Source organism: Salinibacter sp. (assembly GCF_042218895.1).
In the GTDB taxonomy this organism is placed as follows: domain Bacteria; phylum Bacteroidota; class Rhodothermia; order Rhodothermales; family Salinibacteraceae; genus Salinibacter.
Genome location: NZ_JBDGQQ010000158.1, coordinates 1 through 24,302 on the forward strand (window position 1 = coordinate 1; position 24,302 = coordinate 24,302).

At 65.1% G+C, this 24,302-nt stretch carries 15 protein-coding genes, 1 tRNA gene and 1 pseudogene; 9 read left to right on the top strand and 8 right to left on the bottom strand.

Annotated features, from left to right (window positions below; all coding sequences use genetic code 11):
* Positions 1 to 541: 541 nt before the first annotated feature.
* Positions 542 to 715: a hypothetical protein gene (locus ABEL04_RS13045; protein ID WP_375802831.1), complete on the bottom strand. Its 174-nt coding sequence runs from the start codon at positions 713 to 715 to the stop codon at positions 542 to 544.
* Positions 716 to 826: 111 nt separating this feature from the next.
* Entirely contained in the window at positions 827 to 1,876 is a 1,050-nt protein-coding gene (locus tag ABEL04_RS13050; RefSeq protein ID WP_375802832.1) for a T9SS type A sorting domain-containing protein, read from the bottom strand.
* Positions 1,877 to 2,783: 907 nt separating this feature from the next.
* Here ABEL04_RS13050 and ABEL04_RS13055 point away from each other — a divergent pair.
* The 4 genes from ABEL04_RS13055 to ABEL04_RS13070 all read left to right on the top strand — a co-directional run bounded on the left by ABEL04_RS13055 (position 2,784) and on the right by ABEL04_RS13070 (position 5,278).
* The gene (locus ABEL04_RS13055; protein WP_375802833.1) at positions 2,784 to 4,214 is read left to right on the top strand and encodes an MATE family efflux transporter; all 1,431 of its coding nucleotides are present in this window, start codon (positions 2,784 to 2,786) and stop codon (positions 4,212 to 4,214) included.
* A 174-nt stretch (positions 4,215 to 4,388) separates the two neighbouring features.
* Positions 4,389 to 4,556, top strand: a complete 168-nt coding sequence (locus ABEL04_RS13060) for a hypothetical protein (protein ID WP_375802834.1) — start codon at positions 4,389 to 4,391, stop codon at positions 4,554 to 4,556.
* A gap of 66 nt (positions 4,557 to 4,622) precedes the next feature.
* A complete protein-coding gene (locus tag ABEL04_RS13065) occupies positions 4,623 to 4,814 on the top strand; it encodes a hypothetical protein (RefSeq protein ID WP_375802835.1) in 192 nt (63 codons plus the stop codon).
* A gap of 131 nt (positions 4,815 to 4,945) precedes the next feature.
* A complete protein-coding gene (locus tag ABEL04_RS13070) occupies positions 4,946 to 5,278 on the top strand; it encodes a hypothetical protein (RefSeq protein ID WP_375802836.1) in 333 nt (110 codons plus the stop codon).
* Between the two features lie 180 nt (positions 5,279 to 5,458).
* Here the strand turns inward: ABEL04_RS13070 and ABEL04_RS13075 are convergent, their stop codons facing one another.
* Positions 5,459 to 6,079 carry a thioredoxin family protein gene (locus tag ABEL04_RS13075; RefSeq protein WP_375802837.1) on the bottom strand — a complete coding sequence of 207 codons (621 nt, stop codon included), beginning with the start codon at positions 6,077 to 6,079 and terminating at the stop codon, positions 5,459 to 5,461.
* Positions 6,080 to 6,369: 290 nt separating this feature from the next.
* On the opposite strand from ABEL04_RS13075, the gene ABEL04_RS13080 reads away from it, so the two are divergent.
* A complete protein-coding gene (locus ABEL04_RS13080) occupies positions 6,370 to 7,290 on the top strand; it encodes a peptidase (RefSeq protein WP_375802838.1) in 921 nt (306 codons plus the stop codon).
* A 34-nt stretch (positions 7,291 to 7,324) separates the two neighbouring features.
* On the opposite strand, the gene ABEL04_RS13085 is transcribed toward ABEL04_RS13080, so the two are convergent.
* Both ABEL04_RS13085 and ABEL04_RS13090 read right to left on the bottom strand, forming a co-directional pair.
* Positions 7,325 to 9,475, bottom strand: a complete 2,151-nt coding sequence (locus ABEL04_RS13085; RefSeq protein WP_375802839.1) for a S46 family peptidase — start codon at positions 9,473 to 9,475, stop codon at positions 7,325 to 7,327.
* A gap of 148 nt (positions 9,476 to 9,623) precedes the next feature.
* On the bottom strand, positions 9,624 to 11,735 hold the full coding sequence (locus ABEL04_RS13090) for a S46 family peptidase (RefSeq protein WP_375802840.1): 2,112 nt from the start codon (positions 11,733 to 11,735) through the stop codon (positions 9,624 to 9,626).
* A 144-nt stretch (positions 11,736 to 11,879) separates the two neighbouring features.
* Here ABEL04_RS13090 and ABEL04_RS13095 point away from each other — a divergent pair.
* The 4 genes from ABEL04_RS13095 (at position 11,880) to ABEL04_RS13110 (ending at position 19,028) form a co-directional block, all read left to right on the top strand.
* Positions 11,880 to 11,965 (top strand) — tRNA-Leu (locus ABEL04_RS13095).
* 874 nt (positions 11,966 to 12,839) lie between these two features.
* Positions 12,840 to 14,714, top strand: a complete 1,875-nt coding sequence (locus ABEL04_RS13100; protein ID WP_375802841.1) for a glycoside hydrolase family 15 protein — start codon at positions 12,840 to 12,842, stop codon at positions 14,712 to 14,714.
* A gap of 1,245 nt (positions 14,715 to 15,959) precedes the next feature.
* On the top strand, positions 15,960 to 16,955 hold the full coding sequence (locus tag ABEL04_RS13105; RefSeq protein WP_375802842.1) for a TIGR00341 family protein: 996 nt from the start codon (positions 15,960 to 15,962) through the stop codon (positions 16,953 to 16,955).
* 696 nt (positions 16,956 to 17,651) lie between these two features.
* Positions 17,652 to 19,028, top strand: coding sequence for an alkaline phosphatase D family protein (locus ABEL04_RS13110; RefSeq protein ID WP_375802843.1), 1,377 nt, complete (start codon positions 17,652 to 17,654; stop codon positions 19,026 to 19,028).
* A gap of 108 nt (positions 19,029 to 19,136) precedes the next feature.
* On the opposite strand, the gene ABEL04_RS13115 is transcribed toward ABEL04_RS13110, so the two are convergent.
* From ABEL04_RS13115 to ABEL04_RS13125, 3 genes and pseudogenes are all read right to left on the bottom strand, one after another.
* The gene (locus tag ABEL04_RS13115) at positions 19,137 to 20,486 is read right to left on the bottom strand and encodes an NTP/NDP exchange transporter (RefSeq protein ID WP_375802844.1); all 1,350 of its coding nucleotides are present in this window, start codon (positions 20,484 to 20,486) and stop codon (positions 19,137 to 19,139) included.
* A gap of 276 nt (positions 20,487 to 20,762) precedes the next feature.
* The gene (locus ABEL04_RS13120) at positions 20,763 to 23,492 is read right to left on the bottom strand and encodes an Npt1/Npt2 family nucleotide transporter (protein ID WP_375802845.1); all 2,730 of its coding nucleotides are present in this window, start codon (positions 23,490 to 23,492) and stop codon (positions 20,763 to 20,765) included.
* A 161-nt stretch (positions 23,493 to 23,653) separates the two neighbouring features.
* Positions 23,654 to 24,302: pseudogene (locus ABEL04_RS13125) on the bottom strand (hypothetical protein); the annotation flags it as partial.

Below are 24,302 nucleotides of genomic sequence, written 5' to 3' on the forward strand. Positions count from 1 at the left end.
CCCCCGGCTCCGACGCCGCCGACCGTCACCTCACCGTGCTCCGCCAACTCGTCGATCAAGCCCGTACCTACCGGCTCCACGCGGGCCGCGACGTGCTGGAGGACCCGCACGCCACACATGCGCTACTGGCTCCATTGCTGGCGGACGCGCCGGCGCCTGAAGCATGAGACAGACGAGGCGCGCCCGGTTGGCTATTCGTTTGTTTCGCGGCGGTCAGCGTGCGGATTTGGGCCGTGGGCACGTCTTACTCAAAACATTGTGGCGTGCCTGAGACGCCCAGCGAACGTGGGCAACAGAATGCTGAAAACGAGCATGTACAGAAGCATGTACAGAAGAATGCGGAAATAGCAGCGGTCTGCAAAGGGCAGCCCCCAACAGCAGAGGGCTCCCGCTGTTGCAGCAGGAGCCCTCCTGCGCGGCACCAGGACGGCCTGAACCGGCCAAACGCTGGACCGGACCGGCAGAACCACTGGACCAGGAGAAATCCGGGCGAAAGCCCCCCTGCCTCCTCCCAGACCCGACCCGACGCCATCAGCCAGTGCTAACTCATGTTGCTGAACGTGCCCGCAGTGCCGTCGACCAGGCCCGTCTCCCGGCGCAGCTCCGGCTTGACAAACGGCTTCCGCTCCTCCTGCTTCCCGTCGCTCGACAGGGAGGCCGGCTCAGCGGTTGACGATGAACGGTCGGTGGCGTTGCTTCTAGAATCGTAACTCATGGAATCGAAGGGATTGAGTTCACTGAGGTGTGGAGGCCCGGACGGCCCCGCGCCCCCGTCGGCGAGGACGCGGGACGCGCCGGGCGGTTAGAAAAAACCGGCCTTGGGCTACTAGCGGACGATCGTCACCCGCCGGGTCTTCGACTGGCCATCGGCCCGCATGCGTAGCAGATACACGCCGCTGGCCAGGGCCTGCCCGTCGTCGGACTGGCCGCTCCAGGAGACCCTGTGGGTGCCGGCCCGCCGGGACCCATCCACGAGCGTGGCAACCTTCCGGCCCATCATGTCGTAGACCGACACCGTCACGCGGGTCTGCTCCGGCAGCGCGAACTTGACGGTCGTCTGCCCACTGAACGGATTCGGGGCGCTTCCCGCCAGGGTCGGCTGAGCGGCGCCGGACAGCAACTCGAAGCGCGGATCGACTTCGTTCATCTTTCGTCCCGCGTCACAGTTGTCGAAGATCTTCACGAAGTAGGTCGCCGTGCTCTTGGTGGCGTCGAGCGTGAAGTCGACCGACGTGGGCCGACTGCCTGAACCGGTCCACTCCCAGGTGTTTCCGCTGCGGGTGAAGCCGCTGAGGGTGGGACCGGAGCTGGGGCCGACCTTGTCGACCTCAAAGCCGTCGAGCGTCGTGAAGGTAAACTCGTCGATGCCGTCGCTGTCCTGAATGGTGTTGGATACCCCATCCCTGCCGGCAGTAACCTGGTCCTCCCCGCTTAACGCCAATGTAGGCGTATCGCATTCTGGATCGACCTCACAAAACCTGATATTCGAGACGGCCGTGAGGTCTGGGTCTGGGTCGTTGAAAGATCCGCCGCTCGCACTATTGGAAAACTCCCCATTCCCGGCGGATGGATTGTAGTTAGCGTCGGCCGTGACATCCGCTCCCCCGCCGATTTTTACCTGGACTCGGTCTATCGTGCCGCTCGCTCTGCTCCAGTCTCCCCCAATGATCTCGCCGCCGTCTTTCGTTTGAAAGTTGTCGATCGTGATTCCGTCCTTTGTGAATGAGGAGCCATCTACATTTTCAGTCTCGATCTTGGTGACGGATTCACCTACGTCACAACGGTTACCTACGTCGTCGGGCTGCGCCTGTAACGGATGAATCGTTAAACTGAACAAGACCAGCGTTCCAATGCAGTATTTATACAATGTGTCCATGACCAGCGGAGTACGTCCTATGAGATGATGAGGAGTTCGTGCACACAGACCCACTTCACAGGAATCAGACTCGGGGAACTGTGCATCGTAGGGATGCCATGAAAGTACATATGCAAACTGTAACGTGGGGGAAGGTCGTACGCGTGAGTCTCTGTGGTACACGAGACGATGCTCCAGGATGAACGGATCTACTCTTTCGGATGGCAGGAGTGCACACATTTCCGGTCCGGCCGGTGAGGCGCACACGGATCTGCGGAATGATGGCGTAGCTCCTGGCCCGCAAAGCGATCCGGCTCCCATCGACTGAAGAGTCGGTAGTCCATATTTTAAATGCGGTTGGCATGTGGGCGCATTCTTGCATGGCGTCTGTCTTACATGGCGTCTGTCGGCGAATAGCCCAGAATGTGCGAATAGCTAAGATTGTAGTTCTGATAATTCGGTTGGGAAAATGCAACCCACATATTTTACGATCCCAATATTTTTGTTCACGGCAATTCGTCGCGTCCAGCAGGGACGGCGCAGGGGGTACCTTTCCGGATCGGAGCGATTTCTTGCAGGCCGCTGGCGAACACCATCGTGCGTGGCTGTCCTTACCAGCACGTCGGCGGCCTCTTTTTTTCGCCTTGTTCTCGCCCCTACCGTTTTTCGTTGGGGCAAGGGTTCTCCTCCATCAGCCCTGCCCTCGGAGGCGTCTCCCTACTCCGAGGGCTCGTTCTCCAGCAATTCAGCATACAGGTGAAGGGGCCATGAGGGGAATTTCATAAATGCGTTATTCCGCGCGGTGGCGTTCCATGGGGCCGATGGGCCAAACAACCCCCTCTTCCTGGGCGTCTCTATAACTGTTAGTTGAGTGAATGCCCATCTCTCATTGTCAATTGTTTTTCGCTCACAGCCACACCCCACCTCTTTGCTCAATCCGGTCCGCGCCGTCATCGAGAGCATCGGTCGCTCGCTTGCGCGCTTCAACCTCATTGGCGGTTCGCAGGCGCGCCGTATCTCCGACCTGGCATGGCCCCGCATCGTCACGGGCCTTGCGCGGATGTCGAAGGCGACGGCGGACGTGGCCATGGTGGGGATCGCCCTGGGGCCGGCCGCCATCGCGGGCGTGGGCTACGGCGTCCCCTTCTGGACCATGACGTTCATGCTCGGCGGGGGAATTGCCGGGGGCACCATCAGTCTCGTGTCGCAGCGCTACGGGGCTGGCCGCCACGACGACATCGACAAGGCCGTGAAGGTGAGCATCGGAGGCGCTCTGCTCGTCACCCTCCCCCTGGTCGCGCTCTTCTGGACCATGCCCGAGCCGCTCATCCGGCTCATCGGGACGGGCGAGGAGGCCATCGGATACGGCACACGCTACCTCCCAGTTGCCAGCCTAGCCATGCCGTTTGCGGCCCTCAACCTGATCGGAAGCCGCACCCTCATTGGCGCCGACGACGCCTGGACCCCGATGATCGTCCGGGCCGGCGGTGCGGCGGTGAACATTGGCCTGAACGCCGTCCTCATCTTTGCCCTCGATCTGGGCGTTGTGGGCGCGGCGCTGGGAACGGTCATCGGCAGTGTGGTGGGGGTGCTTCTCCTCGGGTGGGGGTTGACGACCGGTAGTCTGCCGGTGGTGGGCGCCTTGCCTGTACAGATCGACTGGTCGGCCCCGTACTGGGATGGGTCCGACGCCCGGCACCTGCTCCGGATCGCGACGCCCCTTGCCCTGCGCAAGGTGGCGCAGAATGGGGGACAGTTCCCGCTGCTGGCCATCGTCGGGCTGTTCGGGCCGGGCGTCGTGGCGGCGTTCGTCATTGCCTTGCGGGTGCGGGCCCTCATGAACACGCCGGGGTGGGGCTTCGGCCTCGCCTCCAGCAGCCTCGTCGGTCAGTCGCTCGGGGCCGGGCAGGAGCCGGAGGCCGCCGAATACGCGCAGGATACCTTCCGCTTTACCCTGGCCGTCTACGCCCTGATGGGGACCGTGGTGTTCGCGCTCGCCGATCCCCTGAGCCTCTTGTTTGTGGGCGATGAGGCCGTTCGCCCGACCACCGTCGCACTCATTCGAGCCGCCTGCGTGAGCGTGGTGTTCTGGGGCGTCATGAATGGGGCCATGGGGCCGCTCCGGGCGACGGGCGACACGACGTGGCCCTTCTACGGACAGATGCTCGGCCTCTTCGTGTTTGCCCTTCCGGCGGCCTACCTAGGGGCCGTTACCCCGGTGGGCCTCTGGGGCCTGTACGGCGCGCTTCTGCTGGAGACTGCCGTTCCCGCCGCGGTCATCTACTATCGCTATCAGACCGACAAGTGGCGACTCATTGGTCGGGCGTACCGGGGGGCGGCGGTGGGCAGCAGCGCGTAGGTCCCTGCGCCCGAATCGCAGACCGGGAGCCCCCAGTAGACGGGCGAGCCCCGCGCACTACCGCGACCCGGTGGAACTGTGCGGCTGCCTGCGCATGCGCTGACATCACCCTCCCGCTCCTGCTCCCTGACGCTCCCAACCGCTCCGCTCTCCCGAACAGCCAGCCCGCTCACGGTGTCCCGCTTCTCCGAGTCCCAGATCTGGCTCATGGCCGTCGGGATCATCGCACTCGACCTCACGGTCTTCATGGTTCCCATCGTCCCGGCATTCGCGGCCTACATTCTCGTCGTCCGTCCCTCCTGGTTCAAAGACTTTATCGACGACGTGTACGAGGGCTCGTAGCCGTCCTCCACGGGGCGAGCACATCCCGACCCGTTCGAGTTGTGCGCCGCAGTTTCCGCGCCCACGATGCCTCCGAAGCGCCCCTCGTTTTCGACTACGTGGCCAGTCCTCGAGGGCGTGGCTGCGTACCTCTTCCTGATTGTCGTGGTCTGGAGTGCCCCAACCGCCCCGACGGTCGGGACGCTGGGTGGGATCGGGCTGGGGGCCGCTCTCCTCATGCCGGGCGCCCTCGGCTGGATTCTGCTGCCTATGGTTTAGGACGAGGGAGCCCCCCTCCCCAGCCGTCTCGGCGCCTCGCTGGGACACAGCGGCGCCTGAACGTGAAAGGGGTTCCCGCATTGAAATCGTGCTCGTGTGGTCGTCCAATCCTCAACCTTTCCCCCGGCTGCATGTCTGCCCCCAATCCGGGTACACTGCTGAACCAGTTGGTTGACACCCACTGGACCACGGCCGCTCGTCACGCCTGGCGGGAATACAACCAACGGGGCCGCGGAGCCATCGTCTTCACCGTGCAGCCCTCGGCCGACGAGTCGGAGCGGATGCCCCTGAAGTACCTCACCTTCAACGACGAGTCGGCGGCCCAGCAGGGGTCTTTCGCCAAGCTCCACGAGCTCGTTCGGGCGTACGACCCTGAGCGGCAGGTTGTCGCTGTCGCCCTGCTGCCCGACGACCGGACGGTGTTCGAAGTGTACGAGCAAGATCCACTTCCGCCGGAGGCGTGAGCCACTCCTTCGGTGGGGCCGAACGGAACGTTTTCTGCGTCCGGCCCTCGAGGAAGGCGGGCAGGGCCGTAGGAAGCTTTCACGTTCCCCGGCTCGTTTGCCCTCCGCGCGAAAATTCCCGCGCCGATACACGTGCCCGTCAGGAACGGGGCCCGGCGGCTGGGTGGCCCCGTGCCGTCGCTACGCTGCCGACGAGGAGGCCGGGACTGCGGTCTGGATGGCCGCCGCCAGCTCTTCGTCGCCCTCCTGCCAGCCTCCATCCTGGTAGTACTCCAGAAGCTCGGCAATCACCTCCGTCTTCTCATCGTACTCCTCATCGAGGGCCTCGTACCTCCGGGCGGCTCCCTGCGGACGGGGGCCCCACGTGAAGAGTTCGTCGCCCTCCTCGGTAAAGGCGACGAGCTTCGGGATGCTCCGGCTCCCGTCGGTCAGGTACTGATCCATGATGTCGAGGTTGTCGTCCCGGAGGAGGATCCGGAGCGTCACGTTCTCGCCCCGCGACGCCGCCTCCGCGATGATCGGGAGTAGGAAGGCCGAGTCCCCGCACCACGGCTCGGTGAGGACCATCCACAGCTGGGGCTCAGAGATCGACGCCACGGCGGCCTGGAGGGCGTCGGACGGCTCGTACGACGCGTGGACGCTCGCCTGTCGGTCCCAGTTGTAGTTCAGGTAGTGCTGCATCCGGCGCTCCGACGGGTCCGGATCGCTCAGATCCTCCTCCTTCTGGGCTCTCCAGTGGTCTCGGTACTCTTCGTAGCTGAGTCCGTCGTGGGGACGCCGGTCGTCGAAGAACTCGGGCATCGCGTGAGATGGGAACTGGTGCAAGAAGAACAGATGGGGTCGTTCTGCGGGGGTCCGTGTGGACGAATGCCGGATTGGATGGTACCAAGAACGGCCTCCTTTGGTCGTTCTCGTCCCCATGCGATACAGTGAACCGTGGATTTTCACGGGCCATCCACACCGCTCGCGTGCCACCGTCAGCGCAATTCCGGCTGTGGTGCACCTCCTCCGTCTCGCAGGATTCCCGAAAACGTTGCGCCCCGTGCTCCGTACGGAGCCCGTAGCAGTTGTCTCTTCGTGCGTTTGCCCCCATGCGCCGGATCCTGTTCGTATTCCTCGACGGAGTGGGACTAGGCCCTCCAGGCCCGGAAAATCCCCTGTCCAGCCACGACACTCCCGCCCTCCGGCGGCTGAGTGGCGGTCCCCAATGGACTCGGACACTTCCCGAAACAACCGCGTCCCGGCATCTCATCCGACGTCTCGATGCCACCCTCGGGGTCGACGGGCTTCCACAGAGTGGAACGGGCCAGGCCACCCTCTTCACGGGCCGGAACTGTGCCGAACTCGTCGGCCGGCACTTCGGCCCCTTTCCCCACTCTGCAACCTACGACGTGCTCGACCACGCAAACCTCTTTCATCACGTTCAGTCCCTCGTCGCCGCGCCCCAGCCGGCCGCCTTCGCCAATGCCTTCCCTCCTCAGTTCTTCGAGGCTCCCCGCCGGCGATGGACCGTAACTACCCGGTGCTGTGCGGGCGCGGAGGTTCCCCTGCGGGATCTCAGCACGCTGCAGGAGGCCCGCGCCGTGCCGGCAGACCTGACCGCCGAGGCCTGGCGCGATGCCCTCCAGCTTGACGTGCCCCTCCGTACGGAGGCGGAGGCCGCGCGGGATCTTGCGGCGACGCACCGGGACCACCGGCTTACGCTCTTCGAGTATTTTTTGACGGACAAGGTGGGTCACGACCGCACAGATCTGGACGCCGCCCGCCTCCTCGACAGTCTAGGGCGGTTCTTCGACGAGCTCCTCGACCGTCTCGACCCCGCGACCGACACCCTCCTCGTTACCAGCGACCACGGCAATCTTGAGGACGGCTCGCACACCCAGCACACGCGCAACCCGGTTCCCCTCTTCGTGCATGGGTGGGCAGCCCCCTACTTCGCCGACGCGACTACCCTGACGGACGTGGCCCCGTGCATCATCGCCGCCCTCCGTGGGGCGAACGGCGAGTCCTGAGCATCCACAGTGGGGCTGTTTCTCCGTCCCCGGTCTACTCTTTCGCCCCGGCGGTCTCTGCCAGCGGGCGTTCTCCGGTCCGGATCTCCTGCACGAGGCGGTCAGCGTCGTACACGACCCGGAGGGCTTCCAGGATGCCGCGCGCGTCGACCGAGATGGCCCGGGCCGCCCGTGTCCGATACAGGTACTCGTTGGGCAGGCCCTCCGTGTTGCTGTCGAACACCACTCCTACGACCTCCAGGTCCTTGTTCAGCAGGGGCGACCCGGAGCTCCCTCCCGAGATGTCATTGGTGGACACGAGATTGAGAGGCGTGTTCAGCTCTAGCGAATCGGTGGCGTTCACCCACTGGGCCGGGAGTGACCAGGCACTTCCCCCGTGCGAGAAGTACTGGTCGTACAGGCCGTAGAAGTTGGTGAAGGGCGGGGCCAGGGTGCCGTTGTATGGATACGAACGGACCCGGCCGTCGGAGATCCGGAGCGAGCCGTTGGCGTTGGGCGGGAAGGCGGACCCGTAGATTGAGAACCGTGCACGGGACAGCCGGGCGCTCAGGGTCTGCTCCGTATTTTGGATGTCCCTCATCTGGCGGTTGATGTTCAGAAACATTGGAGCGAGCGCCTCAATCACCGGGACCGAGGGATCGTCGCTCGCAAGGTAGCCGTCGTTGAAAAGCGTCATGAAGGATGTCGAGTCCATGAGCGCACTCTTCTGTACCAGTCGATCGGCCAACTGCGTCGGCGAGCGCGACTTGAACAGGCGCTGCATTGTGGGGTGGCCCGCCCCGTAGGTCTCGCGGATCTCCTCAAACTGTGCAACGAGAAAGGCCTTTTCGAGACCCGGAGGCCAGTTGTTGATGCGCTTCGCGTCCTGGCGAATGCTCCGAAGTCGGCTGGGAGGAGCTCCCCGTTTTCGGAGGAAGTCGTGGTAGTAGCCGTGGAGGGCACGAACCAGGATCCGAGAGCCGAGATTCAGATTGGCGAACGTGACGAACGCCCCTCTCTTGTCCGCAATCACGGTCTTGGACTGCTGGAGCTGCTGAATTTCCCCAATGATCTGACCGTATTTCTGCTGGAGGGAGTCGACCGCCAGAATGGAGTCTCGAAGCGTCCGCACGGCCATTCCCCGACGTGCCCGAAGGTACGGATCATGGAGGCCGCGGAGCTGTCCCCTGAGGGACTCGATCGTGTTTTTGATAGTGAAGAAGGGATTTCGCAGGTCGTAGTGGGCCGCCGAGTCGGGATGGCTGTTGATGTAGTCCGCGATCAGCCCACGCCGTTTCCGCAACACCTCCAGTCGGTTTGGCAACTGGTGGTCTCGCTCGTATTTCAACTGCGAGACCATCCGGAGGCGGCTCGTGGAGGCCGGATGCCCCACCGCGAAGACTGCCTCTCCGGCCTGTGCCCCATCGGTGTCCCACGAAAAGTGATGCGTCGGCTGGAGGGGCTCCCCCTCAGCCGTGTATACCCTGAAGAAGGCCACGTCCAGGACGTAGCGCGGGTATGAGAAGTTGTCCGCGGCGCCCCCAAAGTACCCAAGTCGAAGCTCGGGCGCCATCACGAGGCGCACGTCCTGGTACCGGCGGTACGTGTAGGCCGAGTACTTCGCGCCCTGGTACGCGGGTTGAATGCGGACTTTCAGGGCGCTGTCCCGCTGGGCCGCGGCGGCGGTCAGCTTCTTTTCCAGGGACTCAACGCGCTGCTGGCGGGCCTGCGCTCCCGCCTGGCGCCCCTGCCGAAGGCCGTCGTACACCTTCGCCGTGACATCCTCCACTTTGACGAGCTGATCTACGTGGAGGTCCTCGGCCTCTCGCTCAGCGTCGGGGGAGGAGGCGTAAAATCCGTCCTCCAGAAGCGACTCTCCGGAGCGGCTGACGGCCGATACGTACTCCCGGGCACAGTGGTGATTGGTCATCACGAGACCGTCCGCCGACACGAACGAGGCCGAGCACTTATCTCCGAACTTAAGGGCGCCGCGCTTGGCCTTCGTTCGCCACTCCTGGTCGGGCGCAAACCCGTACGTGTTCTGGAAGTACTCCGTGGGGAAATTCCGAAACGTCCACATCCGTCCGCGATCAAAGCGCTGCGGGCGGACGGTGTCGTAGGGCGCCGGAATGGGGACGACGCTGGCGGCCTTCTCCGCCTGGGCGGTGTCTACTGTCCCCGACGTATCGCCGGAAGGCCGTTCCACGACGGGTACGGACGTAATCTCATCTCCCCCCCCGCACCCCACAATGAGAAGTCCCCATAATATCAGAGCCCCGAGAGGGACCCATCCTATGCGCATGTGCACGGTTGAAGCAAAAACTATTTAGGGTCCAACGAGGAGTTGCGGCACGCTATCGGCTCGTGCCGCCGGGGTCGGCAGCTGTCCCGAACAGTTCGCTGACCAGCGACTCGGCCCCATGTACCGTCGCGAGGGCTTGACGGATACCCCGAAGATCGACCGCGACGGTTCGCATCCGTTCCGGCAGGTAGAGGTACGTGCCTGCGACGCCCTGAACGTTCGGTCCCATGGCCACCCCCACGATCTCTAAGTATCGGTTGAGGAGCGGGGCTCCGGGGGTCGCCGCCGCGGGGTCGACGGTCGCTGTCATGTTGAGCGGCGTCGATCGGTCTAGGACGTCGGAGGACGCGCGCCAGGCCTCGGGAAGCGTCCAGGCCTCGCCGCTAAATGCCCGGGCCTGGCCAAGAAGACCAAAGAGCGTCGTGAAGGGCGGGGCCAGGGTGCCGTTATAGGGGTACCCCTGCAATCGTCCATCCGTCAACCGGGGGGCCCCGCTCACTGCGGGCAGGACGGGACGGCGCCGAGCGTCGTAACGAGCACGAGCCCATCGACGCGTCAAGCGATTCTCGGCGTGGGTGAGGGACTGGACGCTCTCTCGGAACGAGCGGTACGGGGCCGCAAACGCGTCGACGAGGGTCAACGCAGGGTCGTCTTCCGGGGGAAGCGTGGCCTTGCCCGACCGAGGGCCCGGAAGGGAATCCGTGGCCAGCGTTGACGCTTCGACCACGGAGGCTGCCCGTTCTTCCGGCGAGGCCCCTCGCAGGAGCCGGCGGACCGCGGCTGAGTCGGGCTGCAGGTGGGCGCGCAGGGCCTCAAGGTGAAACGCTAGCAGCTCAGTGTCGATGGAGGCGGGCTGGGGAGGGACGTCGGCCATGCGTCGCGCCAGGCTGTCTCGGAGAGCCCCGTCTGCCTGACGTGCTCGGTGGGCGAGCACCGCCCGGCGCAGGGTGGAGGAGACGTAGGGGCCCGATTCAAGCGGCTCGAAGGCGCGGTACGCCGACGCAAGTTCCCGCTTGGCGGATTGAATGGTAGCCAGGCTGTCCAACACGCCCTCAAACGCAGGCCCCGTCGACGGGTCTCTCCGGAGCAACCGCTGGACCCGCGCGTCGCGCTCCTGGAGCTGGGCCATAAGAGAGTCGGTTTGGAGGGCCTCAAGGCGTGCACGGGTCGCCTTCAGGGCCCGCTGCCCCCGGCGGAGATCCCTCCTCCATCGAGACGGGGACACGCTTCCGTCGTCGAGAGAGGACTGGACGGTCTGGGTCCAGGTGTCGAGCAGGGACCGACGGATCGGCAACGTTACGTCCCGCCGAAAGGCCAGCTGATCGGCGGTCTCATCCCGGTGGGTGCCCCTCGCGTAGCCGGCCGCAAAGACCGCATCCCCGGGACGGCGTCCCTGCGTCGCCGTCTCAAAGAAGTGCGTGGGGGTGAATGCCGTTCCGTCTCGGTCATACACCCGCACGAGCGCCGCGTTGAGGGCGTACCGGGGATACGTGAAGGCGGCCTCAACGCCCCCAAACGTGCTGATCGCCCGGTTCGGCAGAAAAACCAGCCGGACGTCTTCGTACCGACGATAGGTGTAGGCAGTGTATCGTGCGCCCCCCGCCGCCGACACGACTTCTACCCGGCGGTCTTCCTTCGCCTCCGATTGACGCCGCTTCTGGACCTGTCGGACGGCCTGCTGAACAGGACGGTCTTGCTGCGCGGCCTGCACCTCTGTCGTCACGTCCTCGGCGGCCACGAGCCGGTCGGCGTGCGCCTCAGGGACGGGCCGCTCTGCCCCTTGCTCCTCCGCCACGAAGGCGCTTTGCTGATCGGCCTGTAGATGCCGTCGGACACAGCGAGCCGTGGTGAGGGCCAGCCCCTGTGCCGACACGAGCGCGGCCGTGCAGTGGGGGAGTCGAAGGAGCCCTCGCCGGACGTGCGTCGCCCACGCACTGTCGGCCTTCACCTCGTAGCGCCGGTCGAATCGATCGAATGGGGGCGTAGCCACGCTCCAGAGCCGTCCGGCCGCTACCGCCTCGGCGTCCGTGGTGTCCCCGAGGGCCGCCGGTCCAAACCGGGGCGCTCCCCGGTCTTGGGCCCACAGGGCGTGCCCGACACCTCCCCCGAAGAGTAGCAGTATTGCGAAGCCAAGAGCTGTGAGAGAGGTGCTCCGGAGCGTCATAGATCAGCGGGTCCGTCGGGAATAGGTGATAATCGGGGGCACGCCATTGAGACCCCTGTACAGGCGGCGCGGGCGAGGGATCCACGGAACCTTCCCCGGACGGTATGAGTGGAGCCTTCTGCTCCACGTGAAAGAAAGTTCCCTGCGAAAGTGGCGGAATTGGTAGACGCGCGAGACTTAGGATCTCGTGGGGCCTATGCCCCGTGGGGGTTCGAGTCCCCCCTTTCGCACCGTCCTGGATGCCCCTCAGCGCCGGCAGACGGCGATCTGAGGGGCATTTTCTGTTTAGGGCCTCTTCTCCTCAATCCTGCAGCGAGTTGCGAAGGGTCGCCCCAAATCGAAGAGTCGTGGGGAGCTGTTAGGAGGAGCGACCACAGCCCATGGAAAGGTCACGATCCGACGAACGTCTCTTCCATTTTACGATTCGCTCTCTCCGGCTGAGGCGTGTACAGACGCCTGTGGTTACGTATCAGGGGGCCGAAACCTCACGGTCCGTCCGGCGCCGTACGCCCAGCGTCATCAAAACGTCTCCACGGGACCCGCACCTGTCGTCCCGTCTCGAATCCTGCCGGACGTGCGCGACAAGCACACCCGACCCCTCCTCGACCTGATTCCTAAAACTATCTCTGTGATTGCGCTTGCCCGGGAGCATCCGCGATCTAAAGGGGAGATTTCGCCCGCAGAATACCGACGATCCGAAGGGCTCCTCCCACGTCCTCCCTCTTCGGGACTGAAGCGTCACATCGTCACTCCCGCGTTCTTCGGTCTGGGCGATGCCCTACAACTTGGAGGAAGATCCCGGACAGCAGACCAACGCGGCTGGTGCTTATCTCGAGATTACCCGTGAGAGGTCGGGGCACAAGGCCTACGGGGCCGCCCTCCAGACCCGGCCCAACCCGCACGACGGGCCCACGCGCTGTTCCCGGAGTCCATCTCGTCGAGGGCATGAGGATAGCCAATCGGAACATTCGGGCCGTAGCATGAGATCCGGGCTGTAGGAGGACCGCCGTTCTTCACTCCCTATCCCGTTCCCCCTCTTTTCTCTTCCAACTCCCACGATCGACCAGTCCCCAACAACACTCGACGCAAACCGCGCACCGCCCCATGGACACTGCCCCCACCGTCCCCCCGACGCAACAGACCGATGCCGCGTACCGACCGATCGAAGAATACGGTCTCATCGGTGACATGCACACCGTCGCTCTCGTCGGCACCGACGGCTCCATCGATTGGTTCTGCATGCCCCGGTTCGACGGGCCGAGCGTCTTTGCCCGCATCCTCGACGCTGAGAAGGGCGGCTTCTTCCAGGTCGCCCTCCAGGGACGGGAGGTCACCTCGAAGCAGTTCTACTGGCCCGAAACGAACGTGCTGGTGACCCGCTTCCTCTCGGACGACGGTGTGGGCGAGGTGCGCGACTTCATGCCAGTGGCGGGGCAGGTTGCCGAGACGGACCGGCGGCAGATCATTCGTATGGTGCGGGCGGTGCGGGGCACCGTGACGTTCCGAATTCAGTGTCATCCGGCCTTCGACTACGCTCAGGCGGATCACAGCACCGATCCCACCGGGCGGGGCGTTTGCTTTCGCAGCGAGGAGCAGGCGTTGAGCCTGGCGACGGAGGTCGAACTGGAGCGCGACGGCGACGGCGTCGTTGCGGATGTAACCCTTGAAGAGGGAGAAAGCACAACGCTCGCCCTCCGTGGCATCGATCCGGGGGAAGGCTGTGCACCGACCCTGAGTCCCGAGCAGGCCGAGCGGGCCTTCCGCGACACGGTGCAGTACTGGCGCGACTGGCTCAGTCAGTGTACCTACACGGGCCGCTGGCGTGAGGAGGTGTATCGGTCGGCCCTGGCGCTCAAGCTCCTGACATACGAGCCCACGGGGGCCATCGTGGCGGCCCCTACCTGTAGCCTGCCGGAAGACATCGGGGGCATTCGCAACTGGGACTACCGCTACACCTGGATCCGCGACGCGGCGTTTACGCTCTATGCCTTCCTGCGCATTGGCTTCACCGAGGAAGCCCGTGACTTCATCAACTTCCTCTCGGGCCTCGTCGAGCAGACCGCTTCGGGAGAAGGGCCGCTCCAGATCATGTACGGCATCGGTGGGGAGACGGACCTGACCGAGGAGACGCTCAGTCACCTGGAGGGCTATCGCGGCTCGACCCCGGTCCGCGTCGGCAACGGGGCCTACGATCAGCTCCAGCTCGACATCTACGGGGAGTTGATCGACGCGGTCTACCTGCACGACAAATACGGCGTGCCGGTCTCCTACGAGACGTGGCGCTCGATGCGGACCTTCGTCGAGTGGGTCTGCGAAAACTGGGACCGGGCCGACGAGGGCGTCTGGGAGGTGCGCGGCGGCCGGCAGCAGTTCGTCTACTCGAAGCTGATGTGCTGGGTTGCCGTCGACCGCGGGCTCCGGCTCGCGCGCAAACGCTCCCTCCCGGCCGACGAGGAGCGCTGGCGGCGCTGCCGCGATCGGATTTACGAGTCGATCATGGACAACGGCTGGAGTCCCGACCGACAGGCCTTTACGCAGCAATTCGGGGGCGATACCCTCGACGCGTCGATCCTCATGATGCCGCTCGTGCGGTTTATCTCGCCGGGCGACGAGCGCCTGCTGAAGACGCTCGACGCAACGCTGAAGTCGCCCGACAATGGAGGACTCGTCTCCAACGGACTCGTCTACCGCTACAACCTTGGTGAGACACACGATGGACTAGAGGGGGAGGAGGGGACGTTCAATATCTGTACGTTCTGGCTCGTGGAGGCGCTCACGCGGGCCAGCGCGGTGGAGCCGGAGCGGCTGGAGGATGCGCGGCTCATTTTTGAGCAGATGCTCGGCTACTCGAATCACCTGGGCCTCTACGCGGAGGAGACCGGCACGCACGGGGAGGCACTGGGCAACTTCCCACAGGCGTTTACGCACCTGGCCCTGATCAGCGCGGCTTATAATCTCGATCGGGCCCTCGATGAATAGCGGTGAGCGTCGGTCATTGAGATGTCGGTACGTCGGCCACCGCACCCTGCCCTGGCTTTCCGCAGGCTACAGGCATCACCCCCAAATCCTCGAACGTTCATGACGGCTAAACGCGAGCAGATTGAGTTTCCAAAGGCTCGTGTGACGACTGAGAGGTGTGACCGTGATCTTGCTGAAACCGCCGGTTAGAGGCCTTCTTGGTAACGAAAAATCGGCATCAGACCAGACGTGACGGATTGGGGAGGCTGACATCGCCTCTCCTTCAGAGAGGAGTGCCAGCGGGCCGGGTCGGGACCTGTAGGGGTTTACCGCGGACCTTCCGGGGGCGTAGAAGGATTACGGGGAGGACCTCCGTCGGAACTGCCGAGGCGTTAGGCCCACGTACTTCCGAAATTGAGTTGTTAGGACTCACGCACTTGAGGGGAGGACGTGGGTTGGATCGGCCAGACACGCCCGGATGGCCTTCCAAACAATCGCGGTCTTCGACTGGCAGAAGCTGATCGCTATCTTCAGTCAGTGTAGCTCCAAGCGGAGGAGGGCGCGAATCGACATCCAGATGTGGTTGTGCTGCGCCTGAGCGCTCCGGCATTGAGATCGCTCGGCTCCGCAGCACTGCTTGAGTCGTCGGGGGGAAGCCTCCACGCCTCAGACCCGGCGGGCAAGCCCTTTCTGCTTTTCTTCGGTCATCTCCAGGTTGGTCGTCCAGTACTGGACGTTTTTCTCCTCGCTTGCGCCGGGATCTCCAACCGGATCTTCCTCGGAGGAACGGCACCGCAGGAGCGTCAGCAAGTTGATGCCCTTCACCACACCGTCGTGCTTCCCGCTCCAGCGTCAGGTGACGTGCGCAATCTCGTTAGCGTAGGGCTTGTCCAGCGTCGTATCGCCGGGGATCAACAGACCGTCGCCAGTGTTCACCGGGGGCTTGGCTCTCTGCCACAGCGCCACCGCAGAAGGAGGGACACTCGGATTGGGTCGTGTCGCCAACCCGCATCCGCAAGAAGGAGGTACCAGGGGCAGGCTGTGCGGTCTGCATCGTCCGCTGCCCGCGGTCCGGGGTTGCTCCCGGGCCTGGGCGTGGTGAGCGTAGTCACTGCCGGTGCGCCTCAGTGTCTCTGGAACAAGGACTGGACTGGATCGGAGGACCCTTTCTCCCGAAGCAGCGGGCGCCTCCGACTTGCGTGACGACGTCTCCAGAACCTCAAACACGAGTCCCTCTCTTCCTCACCTCCCCCTTCCTAGCGTCCCATGGCCCTCCGCCTGGTTGACATTTACCGGCCCGATGACGACGACCCTCTCGCCCTCCCCGACGATACGTACAGTCCACTTGGACACTGGACGTATTCGCTCGACGGAGACGGGCAGGTGGATCGGGTGCTGGTGGATGCCGACGAGACAGAGGCCCTTCTTGACTGGGTGGACCAGGCCACTCAGGCCGAGTACCGGGTCACCCTACAGGCCGTGGAGGCGACGCTCCCCCGTCCCGAAACCGACGAGGACGATGCCCCGCCTTCGGACGCAGGGGCGGAAGAATCCTCGTCGGGGAATCGGCTCGGGCGAGCGGAACTCTACGAGTACGCCCGCACTGCCTCAGACGTATCAGGGTCCTACTACGCGCTGGTGCTGCTGTCCGTCGTCGTGGCGGCGGGTGGGATGCTCCGCGACCAGACGGCCGTCGTGATCGGGGCAATGGTGATTGCCCCGCTCATCGGCCCCAACATCGCGCTGGCCCTGGGGACCACACTCGGAGACACAGCCCTGCTGGCCCGGTCGGCATGGGCAACCGTGACGGGCGTTGCAGGAGCGTTCGGGCTGGCGCTGGGCCTTGGCGTCGCGGTCCCCGTAGATCCAACGACGGGCGAGGTTGCGGCCCGGACGATCATTGGCCTCGCAGACGTTGCACTGGCGGGCGCGGCGGGCGCCGCCGGGGCGCTGTCGGTGACGCGGGACGGAGCAACGAGCCTCGTAGGTGTGATGGTGGCCGTAGCCCTGCTCCCCCCGGTGGTGGGAGCCGGGCTGCTTCTGGGCGACGGGCATATGGTTGAAGCCCGGGCTGCAGGGCTTCTTACCGTCACCAATGTGGCCGCCGTCAACGTGGCCGCCGTATGCACCTTCCTGGTGCAGGGTGTGCGCCCTCGACACTGGCGGGAGGTCGAGCAGGCCCGCACGTCCATTCGCATTGCACTGGTGCTCTGGGCAGCCCTCCTCGCAGCCCTGGTCGCCGCCCTGTGGATGGGCGTGTAGCCGTGCGCACACCGTTGTGGACGAGTCTCGTCTCCCTGATGTGGCCGCGATTCCAGTGTCGGCGCCGGGTGGCGCGCGACGACCGCAGGACACGAGGCGGCAAGGCCAGGGCGTTCAGTGGCGCTCCGGGCCTCAGAAGCAGCACCTGAGGGTGTGGAACGAGGGGGAGCTTCGGGTAGCACCTCCACGGTTCAGGCCCCCTGCTTCCGGAGGGCGCGGCGGTGGGATTTCGTGCGGGGGCGCAGCGACGGTATGCTCCGGACAGGACCTCGGTCCCAAAATCACGACGCTACGCTCCCCGTCCCGGCGGTCGTCACAGGGACCGTCCAGAAGTGGGATTAGAGGGAGACGTGGTCCCGCAGCGGCCGATCCTGCTTCTGACTCGCGCCGTAACGAGCACCCGCCCGGTCTCACATAGACCCGCCCGGTTGTACGCGAGCCCGTTCCCCTAGCCTTTCCGGGTAGGAGCCGAGAGAAGTCACCGGCGTCTGCTCCCTCCTGAGAGACCACGGGCTAGGGACGAACCCTACGCCCGGCTCCTCAGCCCGACTGATGCAAGAATGCTGGGGAACGCTGAGACAGCGTCATCGATCCCCTCTGCACGCGTCGGTGGGAAGGAGATGTAACTTCTGCAGAGGCCTGGGGGTCCAAGCCTCAGACAACGCTATTCTGTGCTCTAAACGTACGCCACACTCTGTGTCTCCTACATTCCTGCGCCGACCGTGGGGCGCCATCCTTCCTGTCATTCTCATTTTCGGCGCGGCTTTGTCCGCCTGCCACTACGTCGGCCCGTGGAGTACGGCGCCGGTACCGCCCGATTCCACGACGGTGCTCTGGGCAGGAGGCGTAACCGACTCCTCGGCCCGGGTCGTGGCCCGTCCCGAAGACCCGCAGGCCCGCGTGCGCTTGGCCGTCGACCAGTCGGGCACCTGGACCGACCCCACGCTCATTGAGGGCGCGCGAGCGGCCACGAATCGGAACGTCCGTCACTTTCGGCTGACCGATCTGGCGCCCCGGACGACGTATCACTATGCGCTGTCGATAAATGGACGGATTGATACCACCCGGAGCGGTCAATTCCAGACGTTTGCCGACAGGCCCTTCTCTTTCCGGGTCGCCCTCGGCGCGTGTGCCCGTACTGGGTCTAACCATCCAGTCTTCGGGGCCATCCGGAAGGCTCAGCCGGACCTGTTCCTTCACATGGGAGACATGCACTACGAGGACATCGACGAGACCACGCCGGGGCCCTTCCGCACAGCGTACCGCACGGTCCATGCCTCTCCTCGCCAGTCGGCCCTGTTCCGCTCAACGGCCCTGGCCTACGTCTGGGACGACCACGACTACGGCCCCAACAACAGCTCCCGCCAGGCTCCCGGGCAGAGGGTGGCCCAGCAGGTCTACCGCGAGTACGTTCCGCACTACGATCTCGCCCGGGATGACACGACGCAGCCCATCTATCAGGCATTCACGATCGGGCGGGTTCGGTTCCTCCTGACAGACCTGCGCTCGGCCCGGACCCCGAATGAGACCCCCGACTCCCTCAAAACCATGATGGGGACCGAGCAGAAAGCGTGGTTCAAGGAGCAGCTTGCGCGCGCCAAGGATCGATATCCTGTCGTCGCCTGGGTGAGCAGCGTGCCCTGGATCGGTGATGATGCCAGCGCAGAAGATCGGTGGGCCGGGTTCGCCGCGGAGCGGCGCGAGTTGGCCACCTACATCGACTCCATCGGGGTCGCGGACCAGCTCGTCGTCCTGTCGGGCGACGCCCACATGGTCGCCCTCGACGACGGCACGCACAACCACTACGGGCAGGACGAGGGCGGTGGATTTCCAGTCGTCCACGCGGCCGCGTTCGACCAGGTCGGCTCCGTGAAAGGCGGCCCTTACACGCACGGACCTCACCCCAACCCCTTCCCCGTCTTCGGCCGCACCGACGGACAGTTCGTGCTCATGGACGTGCGCGACAATGGAGGCGATGAGGTCTGTGTGACCTGGACGGGGAAGCGCTACAAGGTGGACGCAGACCGACTCGTCACGTTGCTGGAATGGACGAAATGCTTCTCGGCCCCTTGACTTCCTGAACGGCAGACGGCGGACCACGGGCGGCGGACGACAGGCTGCACAATCCGCCACACGCTCCCACCCTTCCAGGCCTCTACGCCCAACCGCCCACACGCAACCTCACCCGGCCACGGCCTCTTCGGTCGACTCCTTGCGCGCTTCGTACTCCCGGCCCAGGAAGCGAATCACCGCAACCCAGGCCACCAGCAGGACGCCCACGGCGATCGACAGCCACCGCACGTCCGTGACGACGAGCAGCGTGAGGCCCAGATTGAGCCCCACCGCGAGCACCTTCCCGGCCCGCTGGATGAACATGTCGATGAACGACTTCGCCTTGTACTTGACGTCTTGGCTCGTCGGCGTGTAGAGCGACTCCTTCGCCGACTGGTTGATGGAGTAATTCAGGGCGTTGTCGCTCACAGACATGAACCCGACGAACAGCAGCGAGGGCAGGGCGACGAACCCAATCGTGCCGCCCAGAATCGCCACCGGCAAGAAGAGCAAGGCCACCTTTACGCTGTAGCGCTTCATCACGAAGGAGGTCAGGAACAGCTGCACGCCGATCGACACGAGGCTCGTGGCCTGCCCGACGACACCGAAGAACGTATCGCGCTCGATGTCGGTCGTGATCTGCTGCTCGACCACGGCCGACAGCTGAAACTGGACGATGTTGGAGACCATCTCGTAGAGCCCCAGCACCGCGGCGATGCCGAGCAGGTACTTGGACTGGAAGACGAGCTTCGCGCCTTCGAGGAACGCATTCTCGTCCTCCTCGGTCACCTCCTCCTCTTCCGGGCAGCAGGGCTCTTCCTCGGACGCGGGCTCGCTCTCGCGGTTGTGGATCCAGACCGCCAGCGCGCCGATGATGGCGGTGGGCACGAGGCACGCGAACACCAGGGTCGAGCGCCCTGCCTGCTGCACGAGTCCGGCGACGACCGACGAGCCGACGAAGCCCCCCACGACCCCGCCCAGCCCCACAATGCCGTATAATCGCTCCGCCTCCTCCCCGGTGTTCAGGTCGTTGGCGAATGCCCAGAACGTGGCGACCATGACGGTCGTCCAGATGTCGCCCGTGACGTAAAAGGCCCAGACGCCCCCCTGCCCGAACACCTCAATCTGATTGATGACCGTGCCGAAGAAGACGAAAAGCGCCCCGAACGCTGCGCAGAACACCAGGATGAGATAGTGCCGCGCGAGACGACGGACGAGCCACGTAAAAATCCCAACCACCGCGAAGGCGACGAACATGTTGATCACCTTCCCAACCTGCTCGGCCTGCGCGCCCGACAGTACCCAGCCCGCGAGGTGGAGGGGGTGTTCGTCGAAATAGCTGATGAGGAGACCCCGCTTCATGGGCTTGAGCACCCAGAAGATGGCAATCACGAGGAAAAAGTACACCGACAGGCCGAGAGCCTTCGGCCACTCCCCAGGCCGAATATCGAAGAACTCCTTGCGTATGCGTTCGAGCATTGTGCGTCACACTGAGCATCGGTGGTGAAGAGCGAACCCCTGCCGCTCGGCGGCCTCCGACGAGTCAGCGGCCGTATTGAGGCTGTTCCAAAAACAAAGCATAGTGCCGCGATTCCGCAAGAACATTGCCTTCCGCGGGGCCCAGTCGGCGAGAGGGCCCGTTCGTTCCCCTCAGTGACGCGCCGTTACGTAGGGATCGCTGGGGTGAGGTGAAAAAGCCCCGCACACCGAGACGAAATGCGGAGGTCCGGAAAGGACGTTCCCGGGGCCGCGACCCTACTCAGGCACCGATGGGGACGGGGAAACCGACTCAGGATGCTCTGCGTCCGGCTCATCCGGTGAGTCGTCAAATGTCTCGACGTCCGCCTCAGTCGACTCGATCAGGGCGGTGAGCCGGGGGTCGTCAACCTCACGGAGGTAGCGACGGGCTTCCTCCGTCCGGCGAATCCGCTCGTCGAACGTGGCGGCGCCGATCTCAACGGCTTGCTCGAGCTCGGGGTCGTCCAAAAGGGGGAGCAGGTACCGGCGCGTCTGGTAGTCGACGAGGTTGTCGACAAACTCGATGGCGCTGTCTCGAAGCTGCGGGTCGGAGCTTACGATGCCCAGGTACGCGTCGTAGATGTCGCGCTGATCGTACCGGATCCCCAGCAGGCGGAAAATGCGCTCGAGGCTCTCTTGGCGGAGCGACCGCAGTTGGGCACGATCAGCCGAGAGGGAGGCATCCGGGCCCAGGTGCAGAATTTGGCCGAGGAGGGCATAGTGCTCCGCCTCCCGCTCAATCGCCGTGTCTAAAACCTCCGGGTTGGGGGCGAAGGCCACGGACTGGTGCAGCTTGCTGAGGGCGCGCGTGATGGCGTGCCGCACGGGAATGGGGACCTTCCGGAGGCCGCGCACGAGGGTGGTCATGGCGAACGAGCCCGGGTGGTCCACGAACACGGCGGGAATGCGCCGGCGCGTCTGCAGGTCGGTCTCCGGGTCGACGAGGTAGTCGTACAGCGTCCCAAGCACGGGCGGATCGAACGAGGCGAGGGTCTGCCGGGCCGATGTCTCGAACGCATCCATCCCCAGCCGCTCCACCACCAGGGGCACAAACGAGCGCTCGCCCGTTCGGCCCGCCGCCTTCAGGGCGGCGCGCACGACCTGCGCCGAGTCGTCCTGCAGGAGGCGACGAAGGAGGTCGTTGCGGTAGGGACGGTCGAGCACGCCCAGAATGCGGGCCACCTGCGTGCGGGTTTGCTGGCCCTGCTCGCCGTCCAGCGCAACGAGACGGCGCAGGAGCGGCTCGGACACGAGGCGGTACTCCTCGGGGGATCCCTCCTTGGCGATCAGCCCCACCATCGCCGCCTGGATCTGCGGATCGTCGTGGTCGAGCCCCTGCTCAAGACGCTCTCTGCGGTGATCCGTCGCCTGGCAGTAAAGGTACCGTCCCGCCTCAAGCTGCACGTCGGGATCGGAGTCCCGGAGGGCCTCGGCGACCTCCTCGCCCACCCCCTCCACCTGCCGCACCCGAAGCACCCGGATCGTCTCCTCGCGGACGGCGGGCGCGGGGTGGTCCAATAGACACAGTAGGGCATCGACCGGGACAGGACCGGTCCCGGTCTCGATCTGCTCCAGGGCCCGGAGGGCGTCTGTCTCGGCGTGGCTGCAGAGAGAGTCGAGCAGCTCGTCGGCCGTCACCTCCGGCTCGTCCGACGCGTCCGTCTCGTCGGTGGTCTCGTAGGTCTCCTCCTGCTCGCGCAGCTGCGTCCGAAACTGATCGACGTACGAATAGCGGGCCCGGTACGCGAGCACGCCCCACCCCGCGATCAGGACCAGCGTGACGACGCTCAGCATCTGCACGCCCACGCCGAGACCGGTTGCGAGCAGGAGCAGGAGCACGCCGCCCAGGCCCTGCGCCCCCTGGTCCACGAAGACATCGATGAACACCTTCACGCGCTTCTTCTTCGGGAGGGGCACCGGCACGAACAGGAGCTCCCGGCCCGTCTTGTCGAGGGAGTGCTTCAGGCTCTGGCCCGATCCGCGCAGAAAGATGCCCGCCGCGAGCCCCGGCACCACGAGCATCCCCAGGCTGCCCAGGGCGAGCATGCCCGGAAGGACCGACAGCGCGCCCCCGATGCCCACCACGCGCATCAGGCGCGGGGCCACCCCAAACTGCACGAGAAGGGCCACGACACTGACCCCGCCGTAGAACTGTCCCATGAAGGACGTCAGTCCCTCCGTCGTCGGGTAGGCGCGGGCCGCAACGGTCTTGAACTGGTAGTCCACGAGCGTCGTGACGATCACCATCAGCGCAATGAGCCCGACGATGAGCTGGATGTGTCGCGACTCGCGGATGATCGAGAGGGCCGATGCGTCGCTCGCCTCCTCGGACTCGTCGGAGGGGGCCTGCGGCGCGTCGGTCGTCCGGCGGTGCAGGACCCGGACGTAGCGGGCGAGAACGGTCGCCGCGAGCAGCACGCCGCTGGCCACCCACAGCAGGTTTTCGCTGGCCATGCCGGCGGTATCGACGAGCAGGCTCGTGATTTCGCCCCCCACGATGGCCCCAACGATGGCCCCTACGCTCAGCACCGTAAACACCCGCTTCGACTGCGACGACGTAAACAGGGCGTTGGCCATCAACCAAAACTGGGAGGTCACCAGGAGGCCGTAGATGCTTACCCAGGCGTAGAGCACGTACGCGCTCCACGCGCCACTCGCGCCCAGCAGCGCGCGGAGCCCAATGATGCTGGCGACCAAGAACAGCGATCCCCCGTCGATGAGCGTCGCCAGGCTAAACCGGTCCCCGGCCCGGGTGTGCAGGACGGCCACGGGGACCACGACGGCCGTGGTGAGGATGAACACGAACGGCAACTCCGCGGGCCCCTGATTCGAGAGAAAGAGGCTGTCCCGCACCGGCTTCAGCAGATACAGCGACACTAGCAGCAGCACGTGGTACGTCGCCATGAGCAGGGCCATGGTGCGCTCGCCGCGGCGAAGCCCAAAAAGTGAGCCTAAAAGGCGCCCCATAGTGCACAGAAATGGCTGCGGGTGACTAGTGCCTCATCCAAACGCCCTCCCGCCACGATTGGTTTGGGAACGCCAGAAAAAACCGCGGGGGGCTGCTCCCACCGGCGGCGAAGCGGAAAGGGATTCCCCGATGGGTTCTGTCCCGGTCACGGCCCGGGCCGCTACAGGCGCTCCAGGCCCACCACCCGTGGAGGCGCGGACGAGGGGACGTGCACGTACACCCGGACGGGATCGCTCACGGTCCCTGATTGTCGCGTGCGGAGGTCGATCCGGACGACCCGCTCGTCGGGCGCCGTCACGCCGCGGCCGTCGAGCACCGCGCCGAGGGCGGTGCCGTCCACGGCCAGGGGAAGCTGGCTGTCCGCAGTGGTGCGGGCAGGCCCGAGGGGAGCGCCGTCGAGGTACATCCGATGCGTGTAGGCGCGGGCCTCCGCCGGTTCGAGATTGCCGACGACAGATAGATCGTCGAACTGGAGCATGGCGCGGTCCTTCGGGGGGCTCGATCCTCCGGCGGCCGTGGGCGCGAACGAGCCCTTCGTCACAGAAAAGCGATCGAGCGGATTGACCTTGTCGAACCAGTACCGGCCGATCTTGTCGCGGCGCTTCTTGAGCACGTCGAGCAGGTGGGCCTCGGCGGCGGGATTGGTGATTCGCGCCGTCTCTACGATAGCCTTTAGGTCCTCGTCGCTGAAGCTCATAACGATCTTCGCTCCCCAGTAGCCGTCCCGGTCCGTGCACTTTTCGAAGGCGGGATTGGGGTACGTGGGCACCCACTCCCCCGGCTCGAAGACGTCGGCCCGGTAGTAGCCA